This window comes from Stenotrophomonas sp. ZAC14D1_NAIMI4_1 (genome assembly GCF_003086775.1).
Classification (GTDB): domain Bacteria; phylum Pseudomonadota; class Gammaproteobacteria; order Xanthomonadales; family Xanthomonadaceae; genus Stenotrophomonas.
The window spans coordinates 2,571,500-2,591,484 of sequence record NZ_CP026001.1 but is presented as its reverse complement, the minus strand read 5'-3'; the positions used below and the strand labels follow the sequence as shown (position 1 = coordinate 2,591,484).

Genomic DNA, 19,985 nt, shown 5'->3' with positions numbered 1-19,985 from the left:
GTAGCGCCGGGCCATGCCCGGCGGGCCGTTCACCCCATCACGTAGCGCAATACTCCCGCCGAAACCACACCGATCAGCACCGTCGGCAGCATCGACCACCGCGTGGCAGCCAGCAGGGTGATCGCCAGTGCGGCAAGATCGGCCGGATGGCTGGAAACGAAGTCCGGTGCGATCACCGAGATCAGCACACAGCCCGGCGCCGCTTCCATCACCGTGACCGCGCGCTTGCTGAGGGTTCGGTTGCGCAGGGCCAGGTAGCCAAGGATGCGGGTGAGGTAGGTCACGGCCGCCATCAGCACGATGGTCAGCAACGAGGTCCAGTGGATCAGTCCGCCGAGGATCATGCCGCGTCCTCCGCCAGCAGCCAGGCGGCGGCAAGCCCGGCCAGCGCACCGCTGGCCACGTACCACGCGCCGGGCACCAGCAGGTAGGTGCCTGCGGCCACCAGCAGGCTGACCAGCCAGGGGCGGGCGGCCTTCATGCCCTGCCACATGCCGCGCAGCAGCACCAGGAACACGGCCGGGAAGGCCATGTCGAACCCATAGGCGTGGATGTCGCCCAGCAACGGCCCGACCAGCGCGCCCAGCGTGGTGAACACCACCCAGACCGTGTACAGGCCCGCAGATACTCCCAGGTAGTAGGCCAGGCTGAAGCCCCGGCCACGGTGACGTGCATCGGCCACGCCCAGCGCCCAGCTTTCATCGCACATGAAGAACAGCGCGGGCAGGACCCGGCGCCGCGGCAGCTGCTGCAGCAATGGGGCGAGGCTGGCGCCCATCAGCAGGTGGCGGCTGTTGACCAGGGCGGTGATGGCCACGATCAAGGCAATGTGCGGCGGCGAGGTCCACAGTTCCACCGCAGCGAATTCGGAGCCGCCAGCGAAATTGAGGCCGGTCATCAGCGGCACTTCCAGCGCGGCAAGGCCCTTCTGCGCGGCCTGGGCACCCAGCACCAGGGCAAAGGGAAGGAAGCCGATCATCACCGGAATGGCGGCGCGCAGGCCACGCAGGAATTCGGCACGGGGCGCGGTGTCGCAGGCGGGGTCGGGCAGGGGCAGGGTGGTGCGGGCGTCCATGGAGCGATCGCAGGTGGGGGACGACCATGCTAACGGCCAGCCCCTCGAATCGGGTTGCGTTGATGCCGTGATGATCCGAATATCTGCAATCCTGTGCGCGCCTTCGCCAATCCAGTGAAATCCCATGCAGAACGAGCTCGACAGCCTGGACCGCCGCATCCTTGATGCCCTGCAACGTGACGGGCGGCTGCAGAACCTGGAGCTTGCCCGGCAGGTCGGGCTGTCTCCATCGGCCTGCCTGCGCCGGGTGCGGCTGCTGGAGGAGGGGGGCTACATCGACCGCTACGTGGCGCTGCTGAACCCGGCCAAGGTCGGGCGCGGTTTCACGGTATTCGTGCGGGTGTGGCTGCGCGGGCAGGACGAGGACACCACCAACCACTTCATCAACAGCATCAAGTCGTTCCCCGAGGTGCTCGAGTGCCACCTGATGGCGGGCGACTGTGACTTCCTGCTGCGGGTGGCGGTGGCGGACCTGGATGCGTACCGGCAGTTCCAGATCCGGCACCTGAACCGCATTGCAGGCGTGCAGAACACCAAGACCGAGATCCCGATGCAGCGGATCAAGCAGACCACCGAGCTGCCGCTCTGAGCTGCGGCCCTCAGCCCACCTGCCCGCGCTCGCTGGTGATGCGGGCACCCTCGCGCATCACCAGGGTCACCGGAGTCTTTTCCACCACCTCCAGCAGCCGCGACCACTGCGCATCGCTCAGCTCGGCGCTGGCGTGCAGCACCCGGTGCACATGCAGGCGACCGTCCGCGTCGCGCTCCGAGCGCAGTTCAGCGCGGAACTCGCCCAGCTCCCAGCCCTTGCGCTGGGCATACATGCGCAGGGTGATGGCCGTACATGAGGCCAGCGAGGCCAGGTACAGGTCGAAGGGGGCAAAGCCGCGGCCCTGGCCGCCCAGCGACGCCGGTTCGTCGGCATCAACGGAATACGTGCCGTTGCTGACGTGGTGCAGGTAGTTGTCGGCGGTGGAGGTGATGCGTGCGTAGGCCATTGGGGGCACAGGAAAGTGGAGGCCGGGAAATGGTACCGCCGCCGGCCCGGCACCGGTACGTCGCCCTGTCGTCACGCGATCTTGTAGGCCGATTGGCCACCCTTTGCCTGTAACAGACGGAGGTGCCGCCTGGACAGGAGCGTTGTAAGTGTTGGGAGCCGTTGATAACCCGGGCCTGCAAGGGGTGCGTGTGCTGGTGGCGGAAGATGAATTCGCCATTGCCATGTTCCTGGTCGACTATCTGGAACTGAAGGGCGTGCACATCGTGGGCCCCGCCGGCGACCTCGCCGCGCTGAACAGGCTGTTCGACGAGCAGCCCATCGATGTCGCCCTCCTGGATATCAACCTGGGGGGCGAGCAGGTCTACCCCCTGGCGGATCGGCTGGCGGCCGCCGGCATCCCGTTCCTGCTGACGTCCGGCTACGACGACAACGTGCCAAGCCGCTTTGCCGATACGCCTCGCTGCGCCAAGCCCTACCACATCCAGGCGCTGGCCCAGCAGCTGGAGACACTGGTGCATGCCCGCCGCGCCACCGCAGGTGGCAGTTGAAGGTGCCACATGGCTAGCCGGATGGAGCTGAGCGCGCCCGTCGCCACGACGCCTGTGCTGCCGACGTCGCCGCCGCTGCACGCGATGCGCGGTGGCATGGCCGAACGGATCGCCGGGCACGACTGGTCGGCCACCCCGCTGGGGGACCGTAACGATTGGGCGCCGCACCTGCGGGCGACCGTGGACCTGATGCTGGCCCACGGCTTCCCGATGATCGTGCTGTGGGGCGAAGAACTGATCCAGCTGTACAACGATGGCTACGCCGAGATCCTGGCCGACAAGCACCCGCACGGCCTGGGCCAGGCGACCCGCATCTGCTGGCCCGAGGTGTGGCACATCAACGGCCCCATCTATGCACGGGTATGGCAGGGCGAAACCATCACCTACGAGGACAAGCTGTATCCGCTTGCCCGGCAGGGGGTGCTGGAGGACATCTGGTTCACCATTACCTACAGCCCCATCCGTGATGCGTGCGGCCGTATCGATGGCGTGCTAGTCACGATGTTCGAGACGACCGCTGCGCATGCCGCGCACGCTGCACGCGAGCATGAACAGCGGCGCAGGCGGCAGAGTGACGAGCGCCTGTCACTGGCCTTCCAGATGCTTCCGGTGGGGCTGTGCATCGTCGATACCGAAGGCCGGGTACTGCAGTCCAACGAGCAGATGCGCGCCTACCTGCCCAGCGGCGAACTGCCGTCACGCGACAGCCGCAACATGCCGCGCTGGCAGGGCTGGCATGAGGATGGCAGCCTGATCGGCCCGGAAGACTTCGCCGTAGCGCGCGCGCTTCGCGGCGACACGGTCGTGCCGGGGCTGGAATTCCAGTTCACCCACGAGGATGGACAGGTGCGGTGGACACGCATCGCGGCAGCGCCGCTGCGGGATGCGCAGGGCGAAGTCACCGGTGTGTTCGCCATCGCCATCGACATCGATACGCTGAAGCGTGCCACCGAGCGCCAGGCCGTGCTGCTGGCCGAGCTGCAGCACCGGGTGCGCAACATCATGGCAATGATCCACGCCATTGCATGGCGCACGCAGGAAACCGTGGGCAGCGTCGAGGAGTATGCCGAGCGCTTGTGCGGGCGGTTGATGTCACTGGCCCGCACGCAGGCGCTGCTGACCCGCGGTGACAATGCGGGGGTCTGCCTGCGCGGCATGCTGGACGAGGAAATATCGGTGCAGGTGCACCGTTCTGACCAGTATCTGCTGGAAGGCCCTGACGTGCTGCTGCCGCCGAAGGCTGCCGAGGTCCTCTCGCTGGCCGTGCACGAACTGGCGACCAACGCGCTCAAGTACGGGGCCATCCGCAGCGATGGCCGCATCGACGTTTCGTGGTCCGTCCAAGTGAAGGAGGGGAGCAGCCCCTGGTTGGCCTTGCACTGGTGCGAACGGCATTCGCCCGTGGACGGCTGGTCGCCACCGCAGCGACGAGGGCTGGGCTGCTCGCTCATCGAGAAGCGGGTGCCCTACGAGCTGGCCGGCAGCGGACAGCTGCTGTTCCGTGCCGACGGCGTGGATGCCCACATCCGTTTCCCGCTGCGGGACCGGGACAGCCTGCTGCAGACCGACGCACCAGCAACGGGTTGACGCGTCGCGGCCGGCTACGCGCCGGGAAGCGGCTCATGCAGCGGGCAGCCATTGTGCTGCGAGCGATGCGCGCGCGAAGCAGCCATCACCACGCGGCGTGCCCGATTCAAAGCGCCCAATGGCCGGTGCGCCTGCAGTGCGTGCCATGGGCTGAAGGCCAGGCGGTCCTCGATGCCCGGTGACTCGGCGTCGTCCCAGCTCACCTGGGGTGGAACGTGCAGCGTAGCCACTGCAATGAACGGGCTCTGCTCCTGCGGCCATTCCACCGAGGCATCCTCGATGGGCATCGTCTGCTCGTCACGGCACAGCTGTGCACACAGTTCCCAGACAAGCTCAGTGCGGCCGCTGGCAAGCGCGTCCTGGATGGCATCGCGCTGGCTGTCCTCGCTGTTCTCCACGGGCGCACCGCTGAGCGACTGCAACGTCGCTGAGACGGGGCGAAGGCAGAACTTGGCCACGTAGGGGCCGAAGCGGAACGGCACCTGGCTGAAGAAGGTTTCGCCCATCGGGTGGGTCTGCGGTTCGCCACCCATTCCCTTGATCTTGCCGCTGCCGCCGCCAGCGGCTTCCAGCAGCCGCTCGCCGCCACGCAGGGCGGCTGAAATCACTGCCTTGGTGCGCGGCATGCGCTCGGTGGTTGCCGCCAGCAGCTTGGTGGAGCGGAGGAAGCCCTTGGGGCCCGGGCTGGTGAAGGCCGGGCCGTTGACCATCAGGAAGTCCTGGCTGTGCTGTTCTTCGCTTTCCGCCACGCGCTCGCCCGGCACGCCAAGAATCTTCAGCGCAATCGCACGTGGCGTGGACACCGTGTCCGGCAGCTGCTCGGCAGGCGGGGAAGAGAAGCGCACGACCGCTTCATACGCGCCCGGGGCGGCAAACAGTCCATGTGCGAGCTCCTCTGGCAGGTTGTCTGCTATCTGCAACTTTCCCTTCAGCAGGGCCTGGCCCTTGGCGTGCACGGCGCGATGCGCGTGGCCTTCAGCGGCGGCGACCGTGCGGGCCATGTCCAGGAACACATCGCGCAACGCATCGATGGTCTCAGCTTCGTCAGCCTCGGGCTGCTCCATGCCGGCATGGAACGGAACGGGGGAAAGTAGCGGGCGCATGGTTGGCTCCATCAGGGATGAAGCCAGCATGCGTGATTGCGGTTATCCGCCAGTGCAGGGCCGGCATGGGCCGCTTTCACGACCCATGCGCGGGCGCCTGCGATGCCTCAGGCAGGCTTGGGTGCCTCGCCGTCACCGGCGTCCGGCAGCGGCGGCAGGGTCGGGTCCACGGTCACCGGTACATCGCTCTTGAGCAGCGCAGCGGCTTCCTTGTCGCTGGCCACGGCCGGCGGTGAACCGCGCAGCGGCATGTTCGCCGTCTCCTTCACGAACATCATGGTGACCAGGCCGACCACCGCCGCAACCATCAGGTAGTAGGCCGGCACCAGCGGGTCGCCCGTGCGCTCGACCAGCCAGGCGGTGACCAGCGGCGTGGTGCCACCGAACAGCGAGACCGACACGTTGAAGGCGATCGACAGTGCGCTGTAGCGCACCGGCGTGTAGAACAGCGCCGGCAGCGTGGAGGGCATCGAGCTGGTGAAGCACACCAGGGCCAGGCCGAGCAGCATCAGGCCGAGGAAGATCAGCCAGTCATTGCCGCTGCCGATCAGCAGCAGGCAGGGCACGGCCAACACCAGCAGCGCGATGCAGGCACCGATGATCATCGGCCGGCGGCCCAGCTTGTCGCTGAAAAGCCCGCCGACGATGTTCAGCGGCATCATCACCAGCATCACGATGATGATCAGCAGCAGGCCCTTGCTCTCGGCATACCCCATGGTCACGCTCAGGTAGCTGGGCATGTAGGTCAGCAGCATGTAGTCGGTGACGTTGAACACCAGCACCAGGCCCATGCACACCAGCAGCTGGCGGCCATGCACGCGGAACAGGTCACCCAGGCCCGGGCGGTCGTGCTCGCGCTTCTCGGCTTCTTCGGCAAAGGCGCGGAAGGCCGGGGTTTCTTCCAGCTTCATGCGCATGTACAGGCCGAGCAGGCCCAGCGGGCCGGCCACCAGGAACGGAATGCGCCAGCCCCAGTCCAGCATGTCCTCGCTGCTCAACAGCATGTGCAGCGCGGTGACGGTGCCTGCACCGGCGATGTAGCCGCCCAGCGTGCCGAACTCCAGCCAGCTGCCCATCAGGCCGCGGTTGCGGTCGGTGGAGTATTCGGCGATGAAGGTCGCCGCGCCGCCATACTCGCCGCCGGTGGAGAAGCCCTGCACGACGCGTGCGAGCAGCAGCAGGACCGGCGCCCAGATGCCGATGCGCTCGTAGGAGGGAATCAGGCCGATGGCAAACGTGCCCAGCGCCATCAGGATCATGGTGAACGCCAGCACTTTCTGCCGCCCGTAGCGGTCACCCAGCGGGCCGAACACCAGGCCGCCCAGTGGGCGCACCAGGAACGCCACGGTGAAGGTGGCAAAGGCGGCGATGACCTGCGCGGTGGGGTTGCTGGAGGGGAAGAAGACCTGGCCAATGGTCACGGCAAGGTAGCCGTAGACGCCGAAGTCGAACCACTCCATCGCGTTGCCCAGTGCAGCGGCACCGACGGCGCGCTTGAGCATGGGCTTGTCGACGACGGTGATCTCGTCAACCTTCAGGTGGCGGCGGCGTTTGAACCAGCCGAAATGGGCATGGGCATCGGGGTTGTCCTGCATGGGACGTCCTTTCTGTTCTTGGATTGGAGTGCGGAATAGGCGGTGTGGTGTGTCCCGAGAATCGGAAACGGCGATGCTGGCGCAACTGGCGCAGGGGCATCGGTGCGGGCGGTCCACGCTGGACCAGGACGTACGGGAAAAGACCACGCACGGGAAACTACGCCGTGGATCGGCGAGGGCTGGTGAAGATCGAGGATCCGGGCCAGCGGCGATGGCTGCTGCTGCCGATCAGCACAGGCTGATCAGTTCAGGCGGGCAGGGTGCACATCGAGAGAAGCAGCGAAGAACTACGCCTGAGCGGTGTCATCCACCCGGATCCTGCGCGCGGCGGAGGAAGGGCGGGGTGGGAGCGGGTGTGGCAAGCGGTACGCCGGTCGGCCGTGCTTCCCACGTAACAGGCGTGCCTGTCACGTAGTACGTCGTGTCGATCATCCGTTCATGATAACGGTTACGGCGTGAACATGCAGCGAAGCGGTCGCGCACGGACGCTGTGTTCCAGCGTGCCTGTTCATGTGCGTGCCGTGATGACATGCTGTGGACGCACTGTGGCCGCCTCGCTCACAACGCAGCCTTTACGGTGTTGGCGAACCAACGCAACCGGAGCATCGCATGACCCGTCGCATTCCCGAAGGTACCCTTGTCGTCGTCACCGATGGTGGTTCGGCACGCGTGTTCACCAACGTCGGCACCGATCATCAGCTGACGCTGAAGCAGGAGGGCGAGCTGCGCCTGCAGGACATCAGCGAGCAGGGCGTGTCGGGCCAGGGCCCTTCCGGTGCCGTGCCGAAGGACATGTCCATTTCCCAGCTCAACGAAGCCACGTTCGCCAAGCAGGTCGCCGAACAGTTGAACGAGGATGCGCTGAAGAACCGCTATGCGCACCTGATCCTGGTGGCTGACCCGATCACCCTGGGCCGCATCCGCCCGCTGCTGCACAAGGAAGCGCAGGCGCGACTGCTGGATGATCTCGCCAAGAACTTCACCAACGCGCCGCTGGAAGACATCCAGCGCGCACTGGCGGCGTAACCGCATGCCGTTCATGCGCGACCACCAGGCCGTCGAGCCGGCCCGCAGCGATGTCGATGCGCAGGCGGGTTGGCTGCTGATCGAGTTCGGTGCGCCCTGGTGCGGCCACTGCCAGGCCGCGCAGCCGGCGCTGCAGGCCTTCGTGGACGCGCATGACCTGCCGCACTGGAAAATTGAAGATGGCAAGGGCAAGCCGTTGGGCCGCTCATTCCAGGTGAAGCTCTGGCCGACTGTCGTGCTGCTGCGCGACGGCCAGGAAGTGGCCCGCGTAGTGCGGCCGGTGGACAGCGCCGATCTGTCCACGCTGGTGGCGGCGCTGCCGACGTAGCTTCGGGCGTGCTCGACTGTTCCTGATTTCTGGTAGAGCCGAGCCATGCTCGGCTGCAGCGCTATACTCCGCGCGTGCTGTCGCTCTGCTTGAATCCTGATGACCTCTCCGCTTTCCGTTGAATCCCCGCGGCGTCTTGCCGCGCCCGCGATCTGGGATGACCTGCTCGCCCATCGCTTCGAGGCCATCGAGTCCGCCTTGCCTGAACTTCTCGCGCCGCAGGACGCCGATGGCGGTGCGCGCGTGCTCACCCTACTGGCCCCGCCTCAGGCCCTGCCGATCAACACGTTGTGGCAGGCACTGGCTGCCTGGCAGCAGGCCTCGCCGCAGGCCGACGCGCCGCTGCTGCTGGCAGCGCTGGTCTGGGACCGCATCGCCGTCGATGCGCGCGGCTCCGGCTGGACTGCTTCAGTGGGCGAGGGCGCCTGGTCGAGCGTGCACGCCGCGCAGACCGCGCTGTTCGTGCATGCGATCGCCCTGGCCGATCGTGGGCCGCTGTGCTGGCCGCTGCTGCACCAGCTGATGCGAAGCGTGGCGGCCTTCGGCGTTCCCGTGTGGATGAGCGACTGGATGCATGATGGCTTCCATCCTGCCGATGGCGCCGGCCCCTGGCGCGACATGCAGGCGCTGCTGGGTGCGTGGATGGCCGAGGCACCCCGCCTGCCGGCGCTGCCAGCAGAGTTGCCCACTTCCTGGGCGACCGCGATCCCGATTCCGCCGGAGCTGGACGAGGAGGGCGACCCGATCGAGGGGCACGGCACTTCGCCGGAGCCCGCGCTGGCCTGGTTGCAGATGGGCCTGCAGGCCGCCGGCCATGGCCTGCCGTTGCTGGACACCTACGCGCGGCTGCGCACGCCACGTTGGGGCGGCAGCCATGACGAGATCCTGGCGCTGGCCGATGGTCCCCTGGCCGAAGGCCTCGACGCATCGCAGCGCAACCAGCTGCGGATGATCGCCTGGCTGGACGCCATCGACGTGGACAGCATCGATACCGGCAACCGCGGCGCGGTGCAGCAGGCGTTCGCGCGCGGGATGGAGCTGCTGGCGCAGCCGCAGTCGGCACTGGAGCGCACGGGCATCCACCTGCAGCTGGCCGAGCTTGCATCGCGGGTGGACAACACCGGCATGGCCGCGGCGCATTATGCGCAGGCGGTCGACCCCAGCGTGCCGCGCGGGTTTGATGACCCCCAGTTGATGCGCATGCTGCACGCGGCTGCCGCCACCGGCATGGGCGAGTGGCTGGCGCCGGTCGTAGCGCGGCAGTGGCGCAATTCTGCCTGGGCCGCAGTGATGCAGGGCGCACTGCGCGACACCGGCTGGTGTGGTGTGGCGCCGGATGCAGCACAGGCCGAGGCGGCCTATCGCCATGCGGCGGCGCTGATGGCGGTGCCAGCGCCTGGCGCGGACTGCCCGTTCAACGACGTCTATTACGCCTTCGACGAAACGCTGCAGCACACCGCGCTGCTGCATATGGCGCAGGCCGGTGCCGAGCTGGGCTTCCCGGAAATGCAGGCCGCGCTGGGCTACCACTACTTCGAGCATGTGCCGGCCTACGATCCGGCGCTGGCCATCCAGTGGTACCGCCGCGCAGCGGAGCAGGACAGTAGCCGCGCGCTCTACAACCTCAGCCTGGTCTACGACCGCGGGCTGGAGGAGGGCGGCATTGCGGGCATGGGTGTGGACGAACTGGTGCACCTGTCCAACGCCTGCGAGCTGCGTTGCCTGGAACTGGCGGCGACCGAAGAAGAATGGGGTGAGCGCCTGCAGCGCCGGGTGCGCAGCTGCGTGGCCGGCGTCGGCTATTACCTGCGCACGCAGGTAATAGCCGAAGGTCGCCTGCCACGCCTGCTGGAGACCCTCGAATTCTGGGGCGGCCAGGCGTGGACACAGGCGGCCTGGATGCTGGCGCAGTACTACGCCGCACGCAGCGAGCACGAGTTCGACCGGGCGGTGTTCTGGGCCGAGCGCGCCTGCGCGCAGCAGCCGGACGATGAGGACGTGCTGGCGCTGCGTACGACCCTGCAGCGCGGCCTGTTCGGCAGCCGGCGCTACCGGCAGGCGCTGGAGCGCGTCAGCGACGGCCTGCAGTAGAGTCGAGCTTGCTCGACTGCTGTGTCTGTAGAGCCGAGCCATGCAGGACTGCTGTGTCTGTAGCGCCGAGCCCATGCTCGGCTGAGAGGGCAGCCGAGCATGGGCTCGGCTCTACCCAACCGGGCCTCAATGCAGCGTAATGGGGCCGTGGTGTGCACGCAGTTCACCCAGCAACCGGCGGCCACGCTGGCTGACGGCAATGATGGCCGAGCTGACCTTGTGCACGTTGTAGCCCGGCCGGGCATGAGCCGCCGGGTCCGGCGGTTCGTTCTCGTTGATCATCGTCGCCATGCCTTCGGCGGTGTACAGCGCGTGTTCCAACCGGAAAAACAGCGATTCCACTTCGTTGGTAATGGTGGGTGCTTCAGATGACATGCGATGGCTCCTGCAAGAGTGGGCCACCCGTAGGTGGCGGGCGATACGCGGGTGGAACTTCGGCTGAGCTGTGAGAAAAAGCCGGTGGGCCATGCGGCCGCCGCGCACCGCCCGCCGTAGTCACGGCAAGCAGCTCTCACAACTCATTTCGGGGTTCCACGCCCGGCAGCGGTTACGCCACTGCGCCGCCATCCTGCACTCCGCCATCGCAGCGGATCCAGTTTCTTTTTCATCATCGCGTTGCCTCATCTGCGGCGCCGCCAAGAGCGCTTGAATGCACACCCCTGCAAGTGGTCCGAATGCGTCACGACATGGCGCAATGCGCCCAGCGCACGACACTCCGCTTACCCACGGGTGCTCAGCCCCAGCAGGACGGCAGGCCGCCGGCATCCACATCGGGGCCACGAAACAACGCCAAAAACGTCGCAAGCGCGCCAGCACGTCTGCAGCCGGGTCTCGTCGTAGTGGTGCCGGGCACCGCTACCGATCCAGTCTGTCCGCCGGGGCAGAGGTGGTGAATACAAAAAGTTGCATATGAAAGCGACACTTTTCGTCGCGTCTCCATCTGTTCAGTTGCAACGCAGCATGTGCAGGCCTTGGCCCGGTGCTACGATCCCGTCACCACCTGAATCGATCCAAATGCCGATGCCCCTGCTGGACCGTCGCCTCCTGATCGCCGTCGCCGCCACCGCCATGCTCGCCTCCGGCGTGGGCACGGCCGCCACGCCGAAGTCCGCCGCCGACAAGGCCTATGCCTCGGTCGACCCCTTCATCGGCACCGGCGGGGAAGGGCATACCTACCCGGGTGCCACCGTGCCCTTCGGCATGGTCCAGCTCAGCCCGGACACCCGCATCCAGCCGCGCGAGAAGGCCTATGGCTGGGCAGCGGGCTACCGCTACGACGACAGCAGCATCGTCGGCTTCTCGCATACGCATTTCTCCGGTACCGGCCATTCCGACCTGGGCGACATCCTGGTGATGCCCTTCACCGGCGAACCGGGCCTGGAGCGCGGTGACCCGGAGAAGCCGCGCAGTGGCTACGCCTCGCGCTTCCGCCATGACGACGAGAAGGCCGAGCCCGGTTACTACGCCGTGACCCTGGACGACTACAAGGTACGCGCCGAGCTGACCACCAGCGCCCGCGTGGGCGTGCATCGCTATACCTTCCCCAAGGGTACCGACGCGAAGATGCTGCTGGACATGCGCACCAGCATGTACGACTACCCGGGCAAGATCCTGTGGTCGCGGGTGCGCGTGCGCGACGATGGCACCGTGACTGGCTTCCGCGAAACGCGGGGCTGGGCCGCGGGCCGCCAGTTGTACTTCGCCATGCGCTTCTCGCGGCCGCTGGCCAGCCACGAGCTGCACAACACCGAGAAGGACATCGTCTACAAGGGCTTCGCGCCCCCGGGCGAAAAGGACCCGGCGCAGCGGGCGCAGATCGAGGGCCGGCAGCTGGTCGGCACGTTCGACTTCGGCAAGCTCGATGCGCCGCTGATCGTCAAGGTCGCGATCTCGCCGGTCAGCGAGGCCGGTGCGATCGCCAACCTCGATGCGGAGGTGGCCGACTTCAATTTCGACCGCGTGCGCGCACAGGCAAAGCAGGAGTGGACCCAGGCGCTGTCGGTGCTGGACATCGACGCGCCCGAGCATGCACGGCGCAGCGCCTACACCGCGCTTTACCACACCATGCTGGGCCCGACGCTGTTCATGGATGCCGACGGCCAGTACCGTGGCGCCGACAATGCGGTGCACAAGGCCGAGGGCTACACCAACTACTCGACGTTCTCGCTGTGGGATACCTATCGCGCCCTGCATCCCCTGCTGACCCTGGTGCAGCCGGAAAAGCGCAACAGCGACTTCATCAACTCGATGCTGGCCCACCACGACCACAGCCCGTACGGCATGCTGCCGGTGTGGTCGTTCCACGGCCTGGAAGACTGGTGCATGATCGGCTACCACGCGGTGCCGGTGATCGCCGATGCCTACGTGAAGGGCATCCGTGGCTTCGATGCCGACAAGGCACTGAAGGCGATGGTCGAGACGGCGAACTACGGCCCTTACGATGGCATCGCGCAGTACCGCGAGCTGGGTTACGTGCCCATCGATGAGGAAGGCGAGGCGGCCAGCAAGACCCTGGAGTACGCCTTCGACGACTGGACCATCGCGCGCATGGCGCAGGCCATGGGTAAGGCCGACGTGGCCAGCACCTTCGACAAGCGCGCCGGCAACTGGCGCAATGCGTTCGACAAGGACACCGGCTTCATGCGCGCGCGCAAGCGTGACGGCAGCTTCCGCACGCCGTTCGACCCCAGCGCCAGCGGCTACGGCACCGACTACACCGAAGGCAACGCCTGGCAGTATTCCTGGTATGTGCCGCAGGACGTGGCCGGCCTGGCGGCAGCGCATGGGGGCAGCGACAAGCTGCTGGCGCGGCTGGATGAGGTGTTCAACGCCAAGGTGGATCCGTCCATCTTCGAGCACATGGAAGACATCACCGGCCTGATCGGCTGGTATGCGCACGGCAACGAACCCAGCCACCACGTGGCCTACCTGTACTCGTATGCCGGCCAGCCCTGGCGCAGCCAGGCACGCCTGAAGCAGATCATGGACACGCAGTACGCCGATCGCCCCGATGGCCTGGCCGGCAACGATGACGTTGGCCAGATGTCGGCGTGGTACGTGTTCACCGCGCTGGGCCTCTACCCGGTGGCACCGGGTTCGGGCGAGTACATCCTGGGCCGCCCGTTCCTGCCGAAGACCGCGATGCGCCTGCCGAACGGCAAGACCTTCACCATCGTGGCCAACGGCCTGGACGACAAGCACACCTACGTGGGCAGCGTCAGCCTCAACGGCAAGCCGCTGCAGCGCACCTTCCTGCGCCATGACGAGATCCTGGCCGGTGGCGAGCTGACCTTCACCATGCAGGCCGAGCCGAACAAGGCATGGCCGGGGCAGGGTGCGCAGGCACCGTATTCGATGTCGAAACCGTAACCGGTAGCGCCGGGCCATGCCCGGCGGCGGAACCTGTAGAGCCGAGCCCACGCTCGGCTCAGGCATTACAGAAGCAGCCGAGCATGGGCTCGGCTCTACCAAAGCGATGCGCGCTGCGCAGGTGCCACCTTCCGTGTCGCAATCAGCACCTCTTTCTGGCGGCACGTCAGGTCTCGGCCATACAACTCGCGGGCCAATCCGTGACGCAATGATGTTCTCTGGCTGCCCGAGGTCATTCTCGTAATCGTCTGATTTTTCCTCGGCCAACCCCTTGCTAGGTTCCTGCGCACAGAAGTGCGCCAGGGTGGTGCACAGGGCGTAAGCCATATGCACACGTTGCAAGCGCATGAGGATGCAGCGCTGCTGCACCGGTTTGAACTGCCCGGCGCAGGGCTTTTGCTGGTCGAACGCTGGCGCGGACGCGAAGCGTTGTCCGAAGGACTGGACTACCACGTCGACGTACTCGCTCCCCACGCGGACCCTGCCTGCGAAGCGTGGCTCGGCAGGCCCGCAACGCTGTCCACCCGCGATGCGCAGGGGCGCGACATCCGGCGGGTCGGCCTGGTACGCGAGGTGTACCGGCTGGACTGCGATCGCGGCTTCACCCGCTATCGCATTCGCCTGGCGGCATGGACGTGGTGGCTGGCGCAGCAACGGAACAGTCGCGTTTTCCGTGATGCAACCGTCCGCCAGATCGTGGATGCCGTGTTCGCCGGCCATCCGTCGCTCGCCTGCTGGCGCTGGAGCGACGATGCACGGGCCTGCCTGGACGCGCTGCCGCCGCGTCACTACTGCGTGCAGTATCGCCAGTCGGATATGGATTTTGTCGCCGGCCTGCTGGCCGAAGAGGGCATTGGCTGGCGTGTCGAGGCAGATGCGGAGGCGCCCGCACTGCATCGAATCGAACTGTTCTTCGATAGCGTGGCCTTGCCACAGCACGCGGTTTCGGCAAGTGACGGTGCCCTGCGCTTCCACCGCGGCGACGCGACCGAGCAGGAGGACAGCGTGCTGCACCTGGCCAGGCGCGTGCGGCTGGGCCCCCACCGGTTGAGCATGGTCAGCGATGACTATCGGCAGGATCGCACGCTGGCCGTGCAGTTGCCGGTGGATGGCGGTGGCAGTTCGTCTGTCGAGGAGTATCTTGCGTGCGGCTCGCTGGGCTTCGAGTCGCGGGCAGAAGGCGAGCGGCGCGCCGTACTTTCGGTTGAGCGCCACGAAGCGGATCGGCATGGGTGGCAGGGCATTGCGACAGTGCGAGGCCTGGCCGCAGGCCGGTGGTCGGCCATCAGCCAATGGTCGCCGCAACACACGCCCGAACTTCTGATCACTTCGCTGGAGCATGCCGGCGCCAATACCTTGCCAGATCGGCTGCTCCCGCATCGTTGGGTGGAGGCGCTGCAAAGTGACGGGTTCCTGCCTGCCGAACTGCAGCGCTATGCCCAGCAGCTCGGCTATGCCGCAGCCTTCCATGCTGTTGACCGCCAGCGTCCCTGGCGTCCATCCACGCCAGACCCGGCGGGCGAAGCCCAGGTGGTGGGTCGGCAGACGGCCATTGTGATTGGCGCCGATGAGGGCGGCGGAGCAGCCGAAGGCGGTCGCGTGTACGCCGACTCACTCGGGCGGATCCGCGTGCGCTTTCCGCTGATGGATGCAGCGGGCAAGCCTGCGCACAGCGCATGGTTGCGCGTTGCACAGCGGTTTGCAGGTCCGGGCGTGGGCAGCCAGTTCCTGCCGCGCGTGGGCCAGGAGGTGCTGGTGGGCTTCCTGGAGGGGGATGTGCAGCGCCCGATCGTACTGGGCGCCCTCTACAACGGGCGCGGCGAGAGCGATCCATCGCTGCATGCGCAGGCGAGCGATACGCGCGTCGGCGGTACCGGCAACCTTGCCGGTGGCAACGCACCGGCCTGGCACGCAGCGGGTGATGGCCCGCAAGCGCATCGCCATCCCGGTGCGCTCTGGGGTTTCAGCTCCCGCGAATGGGGCGGTGAGGGTGGCTCCACCCTGCAGTTCGACGACACGGACGACCAGCTCCGCCTGCAGTTGGCGACGACACAGGCGGCCAGCCAGTTGAACCTGGGCCACGTCATCCACCAGCGCGGCAATCATCGCGGCAGCCTGCGTGGGCAGGGCTTCGAGCTGCGCAGCGATGCAGCGGGCGTGGTGCGCAGCGAGCGCGGGCTGTGGCTCGGTGCCCATCCGGCAGGGCCTGGCCAACCGGCGGGTACGGCGGCGCAGGCAGGTGCGCTGCTGGCCCAGTGTGGGGCGATGGCCGCTGCGTTCGGGCAGAGCGCTGTGCTGCACGGCACCGGAGGGTTGCATGCCTCGCCTGCGTTGGCACCGCTGCGGCAAGCGGCAGCGGGCGTGGTCGCGGCCGATGGCTTCGCCCGTGCGTGCGCCGCCACCGGTGATACCGCCGGTGGCGTTCCCCACAGCACGGCACCGCTGCTGGGCATGGTTGCGCCGCTGCAGGCAGTGGTGGCGGGGCAGGGACTGTTCTGGCAGGCAGGGCAGAGCCTGGTCCTGGGTGCCGGCGGTGCTGCACACGCGGTAGTCATGGGCCATGTGCGCCTGCACGCGGCACAGTCAGTCGGCGTCCTGGCGTCGGCCGCCACTTCGACATCGGGCCGTCCGTCCGGCCTGACCATCGCCGCCGGTGAGCAGCCTATCGAGATCCAGGCGCAGGGCGACGCGGTGAAGCTGCAGTCTCGGCAGTCACAGCGCCTGTCCAGCGCGCATGCGGCGGTAGAACTGGCCGCTGGAGGTGCACTGGTCGTACAGGTAGCGGGCGGCGCCAGCCTGCGCATGGAGGGGGGCAACCTGCAGTTCAGCTGCCCGGGAACCCTCACCGTGCATGCGGGCCAGCACAGCTTCATCGGCCCGGCGTCCCTTGCTTATCCGCTACGCACGCTGGGTATTGCACCCTGCCGCGCCCGCTTCCTTGTTCGCGATCACGCAGGTGCCCCGCTGGCGGGGGCGGCCTATTCGATGCAGCTGCCGGATGGCCGCTGGTTGAGCGGAACGACCGATGGCAACGGGTTTACCCAGGAAGTTGTCACCGACGGACCGGAGAAGGTGGGCCTGTTCGTGGATGACGAACGGCACGAGGGCTACCTGCGCGACGCAGGCGATAACTGATCACGTTGGAAGAAAGGAATCTGGAACATGAGCTCTGGAAAGTTCACGCTGTTTCGCCATGACGGGCATGGCAACGTCGTGCCCTGTGCGGGCGTCACCTATCGCGTCCGCGATGTGCTGCATGGCTTCGCCATCGTGGCGTCCGGCAGGACCGACAGCCACGGCGATACGGATCGGGTGATACTGCCGGAGCGCGCACCCACCCCGGCGCCACCGGTCCTCCCTGACTGGCGCAAAGGCTGGCCGCACCCCGGCGCCGGGCCAGCCGGCCTGAAGCTGCCCTGGCCACGGCGCAACGCGCAGGAGGCAGCTACTGCCCCAGGGCAGGGCGTGCTCCTGCCGCAGAGTGAACATCGGTACCACCTGCAGGTGCGCGATGACGCCAGCGGCGAGTGGAGCGATCCGCTGCTGCACCCGGACTGCCGTGAGCCCGCGCAGCTGGGGCCGTGGAGCGAGGATCCACGGGCCGACGCGTCGATGCGGCCTGCACTGCAGGTGCGGCGGCTGCGGCTGCGGCCGTTCCACCAGTTGCAGCTGCAGCGGCAGGGCCCGCCAACACCGGTGCCGCGGGCCACGTTCGTCGGCTACCGTCGCGACAGCAAGGGTGCGGAGGTCATCGCCCGCGACGTGCAGGGACAGGTGGTGCGTGGCGTAACGGACCTGCAGGGGATGACGCCGCGCATCTTCTGCGAATCAGATCTGCGGCTGGTCTTCACGCTGCCGGGCAGCCGGAGCGAGCTGCGCAGCGGCCTGTCCGAGCCACGGGTCGTCGGGCAGACCCGCCTGGTGCCGGTGGTGCCGGTGAAGATGCATGCTGTTGTGAGCGGGCCGGGCGAAGGTGCCACACTGGAGCTGGCTGGGAAGATCAGTGTGCCGGCGCTGCTGAACGCGGCCGACGAAGAATTTCTGCTGCTGACACCCGAGGTCTGGGAGGAGTTCCGTGAGGTCTCGCGTTCCATCGAAGGCAGCCTATCCGCCGTACCGCGCGCCCGCTGGCAGCTGGAGGAGGCCCTTGCGGGCCGCAGCCTGGAAGCGATTGCCCAGGCCGAGAAGAACCTGGGCATGGCCGAGGACCGTGCAGCGGCGATGCTCAACGGCAACTTTGCCCGGAAGGCCGATCTTGTTGAAGTGATCACGATTGAAAGCTACAGCCGCAAGGATGATGGCGAGCCACAGCAGGAGGTAGGCCTTCGCCGCAACTACCTGCCGCGTTTCAAATACGATGAATTCAAAGGCCGCCGGCTGATGGGCGTGCCCACCCACGTGGACGTGGGCGTGACGACGCGGGCGGGTGACAGCACGATGTCTGCGGGCAGCGCCGCCCGCCAGAAAGGCTCGGCCTTCGAGAACTTCGATTCACGCAAGTTCAAGGAGTCGCTGATGACGATCAAGGGCCAGATCGGCCGGAACGTCAAGGCGCCGAACATCCAGTTCGATCTGATCGAGCTGGGTGGGAATCAGTTCTCCGACCTTGTGCGCGAGTCGGAGACCTATTCGCTGGAGACCTCTGCGCAGTGGTTGCGGTTTGTGGCAGGCGCCGGGGCCAGCGCCCAGGCCGAGTGGGACCCACTGCACCGCAAGGTCAGCGCCAAGGTCGAAGCAAGCGCGCATTACAAAATGGCGCTGTTTGAAACAAAGGCCGTGCATACGTGGTCGATTCCGTCGCGAACCGGGTGGATGCAGCGCTACGGCGACATCGACCTGGGTGCGATCGTGTTCCAGATGTCGCTGGAGCTGCATGGCTTTGCCGGAGTGAAGCGTGCCTTGATGGGTGCTGTTGGCGTGACCATTGATCGCGGCGCTGTGAAGGTCGAGGCGCAGCCACGCGATCGTGATGACAGTTTCGTCCCCAGCTTCGACATCGTGCGTGGCATGCCCCGCGCTGACATGGGCGATCCCCCGGACAAGGACGGCAAGCCGTCCGGGCGCTTCGTGATGGCGGCGGTGGGCGAGAAGCCGCCAAAGAGCCTGAATGGCATGCAGGTGAACGCCGAGGCGTTTGTGGGTGTTGAAGCTGGGCTGACGCCTGCGGGCGAGCTGCAGTGGCTGCCGCCGCAGCAGGGAAAGCCGGTAACGCTTGCGAAGTTGAGCCTGGGTACGGCGGGTTCTGCGGGGGCGGGGGCGAAGGCGCAGCTGTATGTGTATTACGCGGACGGGAGGTTCAGGATCAAAGTCAGTGCGCGGTTGTGCCTGGGCATTGGCTGCAGAGGGTCGCTGGATTTCGTGGTGGGCGTGGAGGGGATGCTGGAGTTCGCCAAGTGGGTGTATTACCAGTTGGCGCATGCGGGATTTAAAGAGTTGTTGTTCGTTGCGGGGGAGGCTCTGGAATATCTCTCCCAAGTTGTGTACCTGGTTTTCTCCCGAGATGGTTCCATCGCTGAGTACCTGACTGGTGGCCTTGATGACGCCCAGGAGAAGGTGAAGGCGATAATTCGCGATAATGACTTGGCGGGAGGCAGGGCTGAGCTGGTGCGGCGGATCAACTCTGTCGCAGTGAGCCCGTCCAGCGGCAACGGGGCATGGCTTTTGTACGCCACACCCATGACTCGTGGGATGCTTCTGTACGCGATAACCCGCCACAACTGGATGACTCATATGAAAAATCCAGCCGATGTCGAGGGCGTGATCGATCCCCAGGCGCACTACCTTCCTGATCACAAAAAGGCTGTGATCCGTGTGATAAAGGGCATCACTCTCGCCAGTGAGTGGGAAGCCATGTTTCAGCACATGACCGCTGAAGGCGAGCCCAGCGATGAAAAGCCAGGCAAGCTTGAGGGCGATGTAATTAGATTTTTGAACTACGGTGTTTCGTTGTCCGGTGATCTAAAAGGCCAAGTGATTGATCCCATTAATGCGGAGGGTGAGGCGCCTTCGGGCCAACTTGGAAATAGCTACCTTGAACAGTTCCTTGCACATCGCAACAGATTGCTGGGTAGCTTCCCCAAGGGGTATGAGCTGGCGGACCTGCAGGTGATGGATGTCGATACACTGTTGGCGCTTGACGGGAGGGAGGCCCCTACCTTCGCGAGCCTCGATGTAAACTATCTCCAGCGGTTTGATCATGAGCGGCGAGCCATCGCTGCAGCCGCTAGAGCTGGAACGTCCGAAAGCACATCCTGACCACGACG

The 19,985-nt window shown here is 66.5% G+C and carries 15 protein-coding genes; 9 read left to right on the top strand and 6 right to left on the bottom strand.

The features are described 5' to 3' along the window. Positions 1-29: 29 nt before the first annotated feature. Positions 30-344 carry an AzlD family protein gene (locus C1927_RS11985; protein WP_216821152.1) on the bottom strand — a complete coding sequence of 105 codons (315 nt, stop codon included), beginning with the start codon at positions 342-344 and terminating at the stop codon, positions 30-32. After that, on the bottom strand, positions 341-1,075 hold the full coding sequence (locus C1927_RS11980) for an AzlC family ABC transporter permease (RefSeq protein WP_108746802.1): 735 nt from the start codon (positions 1,073-1,075) through the stop codon (positions 341-343). The genes C1927_RS11985 and C1927_RS11980 overlap by 4 nt, the downstream gene beginning before the upstream one ends. A gap of 124 nt (positions 1,076-1,199) precedes the next feature. On the opposite strand from C1927_RS11980, the gene C1927_RS11975 reads away from it, so the two are divergent. Next, positions 1,200-1,664, top strand: coding sequence for an Lrp/AsnC family transcriptional regulator (locus C1927_RS11975; protein ID WP_079222062.1), 465 nt, complete (start codon positions 1,200-1,202; stop codon positions 1,662-1,664). A gap of 10 nt (positions 1,665-1,674) precedes the next feature. Here the strand turns inward: C1927_RS11975 and C1927_RS11970 are convergent, their stop codons facing one another. Beyond that, positions 1,675-2,073 (bottom strand): OsmC family protein, encoded by a 399-nt coding sequence (locus C1927_RS11970; protein ID WP_108746801.1) that lies wholly within the window; start codon positions 2,071-2,073, stop codon positions 1,675-1,677. A 148-nt stretch (positions 2,074-2,221) separates the two neighbouring features. On the opposite strand from C1927_RS11970, the gene C1927_RS11965 reads away from it, so the two are divergent. Both C1927_RS11965 and C1927_RS11960 read left to right on the top strand, forming a co-directional pair. Continuing rightward, a complete protein-coding gene (locus C1927_RS11965) occupies positions 2,222-2,623 on the top strand; it encodes a response regulator (RefSeq protein WP_108746800.1) in 402 nt (133 codons plus the stop codon). A gap of 9 nt (positions 2,624-2,632) precedes the next feature. Continuing rightward, a complete protein-coding gene (locus tag C1927_RS11960; protein ID WP_108746799.1) occupies positions 2,633-4,210 on the top strand; it encodes a PAS domain-containing protein in 1,578 nt (525 codons plus the stop codon). Between the two features lie 14 nt (positions 4,211-4,224). Here the strand turns inward: C1927_RS11960 and C1927_RS11955 are convergent, their stop codons facing one another. Together C1927_RS11955 and proP are read right to left on the bottom strand one after the other, a co-directional pair. Then, positions 4,225-5,313, bottom strand: coding sequence for a catalase family protein (locus C1927_RS11955; protein ID WP_108746798.1), 1,089 nt, complete (start codon positions 5,311-5,313; stop codon positions 4,225-4,227). A gap of 107 nt (positions 5,314-5,420) precedes the next feature. Beyond that, complete coding sequence (gene proP / locus C1927_RS11950) at positions 5,421-6,908, bottom strand: glycine betaine/L-proline transporter ProP (RefSeq protein WP_108746797.1); 1,488 nt, start codon at positions 6,906-6,908, stop codon at positions 5,421-5,423. A 609-nt stretch (positions 6,909-7,517) separates the two neighbouring features. On the opposite strand from proP, the gene C1927_RS11945 reads away from it, so the two are divergent. From C1927_RS11945 to C1927_RS11935, 3 genes are all read left to right on the top strand, one after another. Next, positions 7,518-7,934 (top strand): host attachment family protein, encoded by a 417-nt coding sequence (locus C1927_RS11945; protein WP_079222058.1) that lies wholly within the window; start codon positions 7,518-7,520, stop codon positions 7,932-7,934. A 4-nt stretch (positions 7,935-7,938) separates the two neighbouring features. Next, entirely contained in the window at positions 7,939-8,262 is a 324-nt protein-coding gene (locus C1927_RS11940; protein ID WP_079222057.1) for a thioredoxin family protein, read from the top strand. A 99-nt stretch (positions 8,263-8,361) separates the two neighbouring features. Beyond that, positions 8,362-10,353 (top strand): DUF4034 domain-containing protein, encoded by a 1,992-nt coding sequence (locus tag C1927_RS11935; protein ID WP_108746796.1) that lies wholly within the window; start codon positions 8,362-8,364, stop codon positions 10,351-10,353. A 126-nt stretch (positions 10,354-10,479) separates the two neighbouring features. On the opposite strand, the gene C1927_RS11930 is transcribed toward C1927_RS11935, so the two are convergent. Continuing rightward, the gene (locus tag C1927_RS11930; protein WP_108746795.1) at positions 10,480-10,728 is read right to left on the bottom strand and encodes a hypothetical protein; all 249 of its coding nucleotides are present in this window, start codon (positions 10,726-10,728) and stop codon (positions 10,480-10,482) included. 639 nt (positions 10,729-11,367) lie between these two features. On the opposite strand from C1927_RS11930, the gene C1927_RS11925 reads away from it, so the two are divergent. The 3 genes from C1927_RS11925 (at position 11,368) to C1927_RS11915 (ending at position 19,977) form a co-directional block, all read left to right on the top strand. Next, positions 11,368-13,722 carry a GH92 family glycosyl hydrolase gene (locus tag C1927_RS11925; RefSeq protein ID WP_108746794.1) on the top strand — a complete coding sequence of 785 codons (2,355 nt, stop codon included), beginning with the start codon at positions 11,368-11,370 and terminating at the stop codon, positions 13,720-13,722. A gap of 294 nt (positions 13,723-14,016) precedes the next feature. After that, entirely contained in the window at positions 14,017-16,857 is a 2,841-nt protein-coding gene (locus C1927_RS11920; RefSeq protein WP_254051469.1) for a type VI secretion system Vgr family protein, read from the top strand. 27 nt (positions 16,858-16,884) lie between these two features. After that, entirely contained in the window at positions 16,885-19,977 is a 3,093-nt protein-coding gene (locus C1927_RS11915; protein WP_108746792.1) for a DNA repair protein, read from the top strand. Positions 19,978-19,985 lie beyond the last annotated feature (8 nt).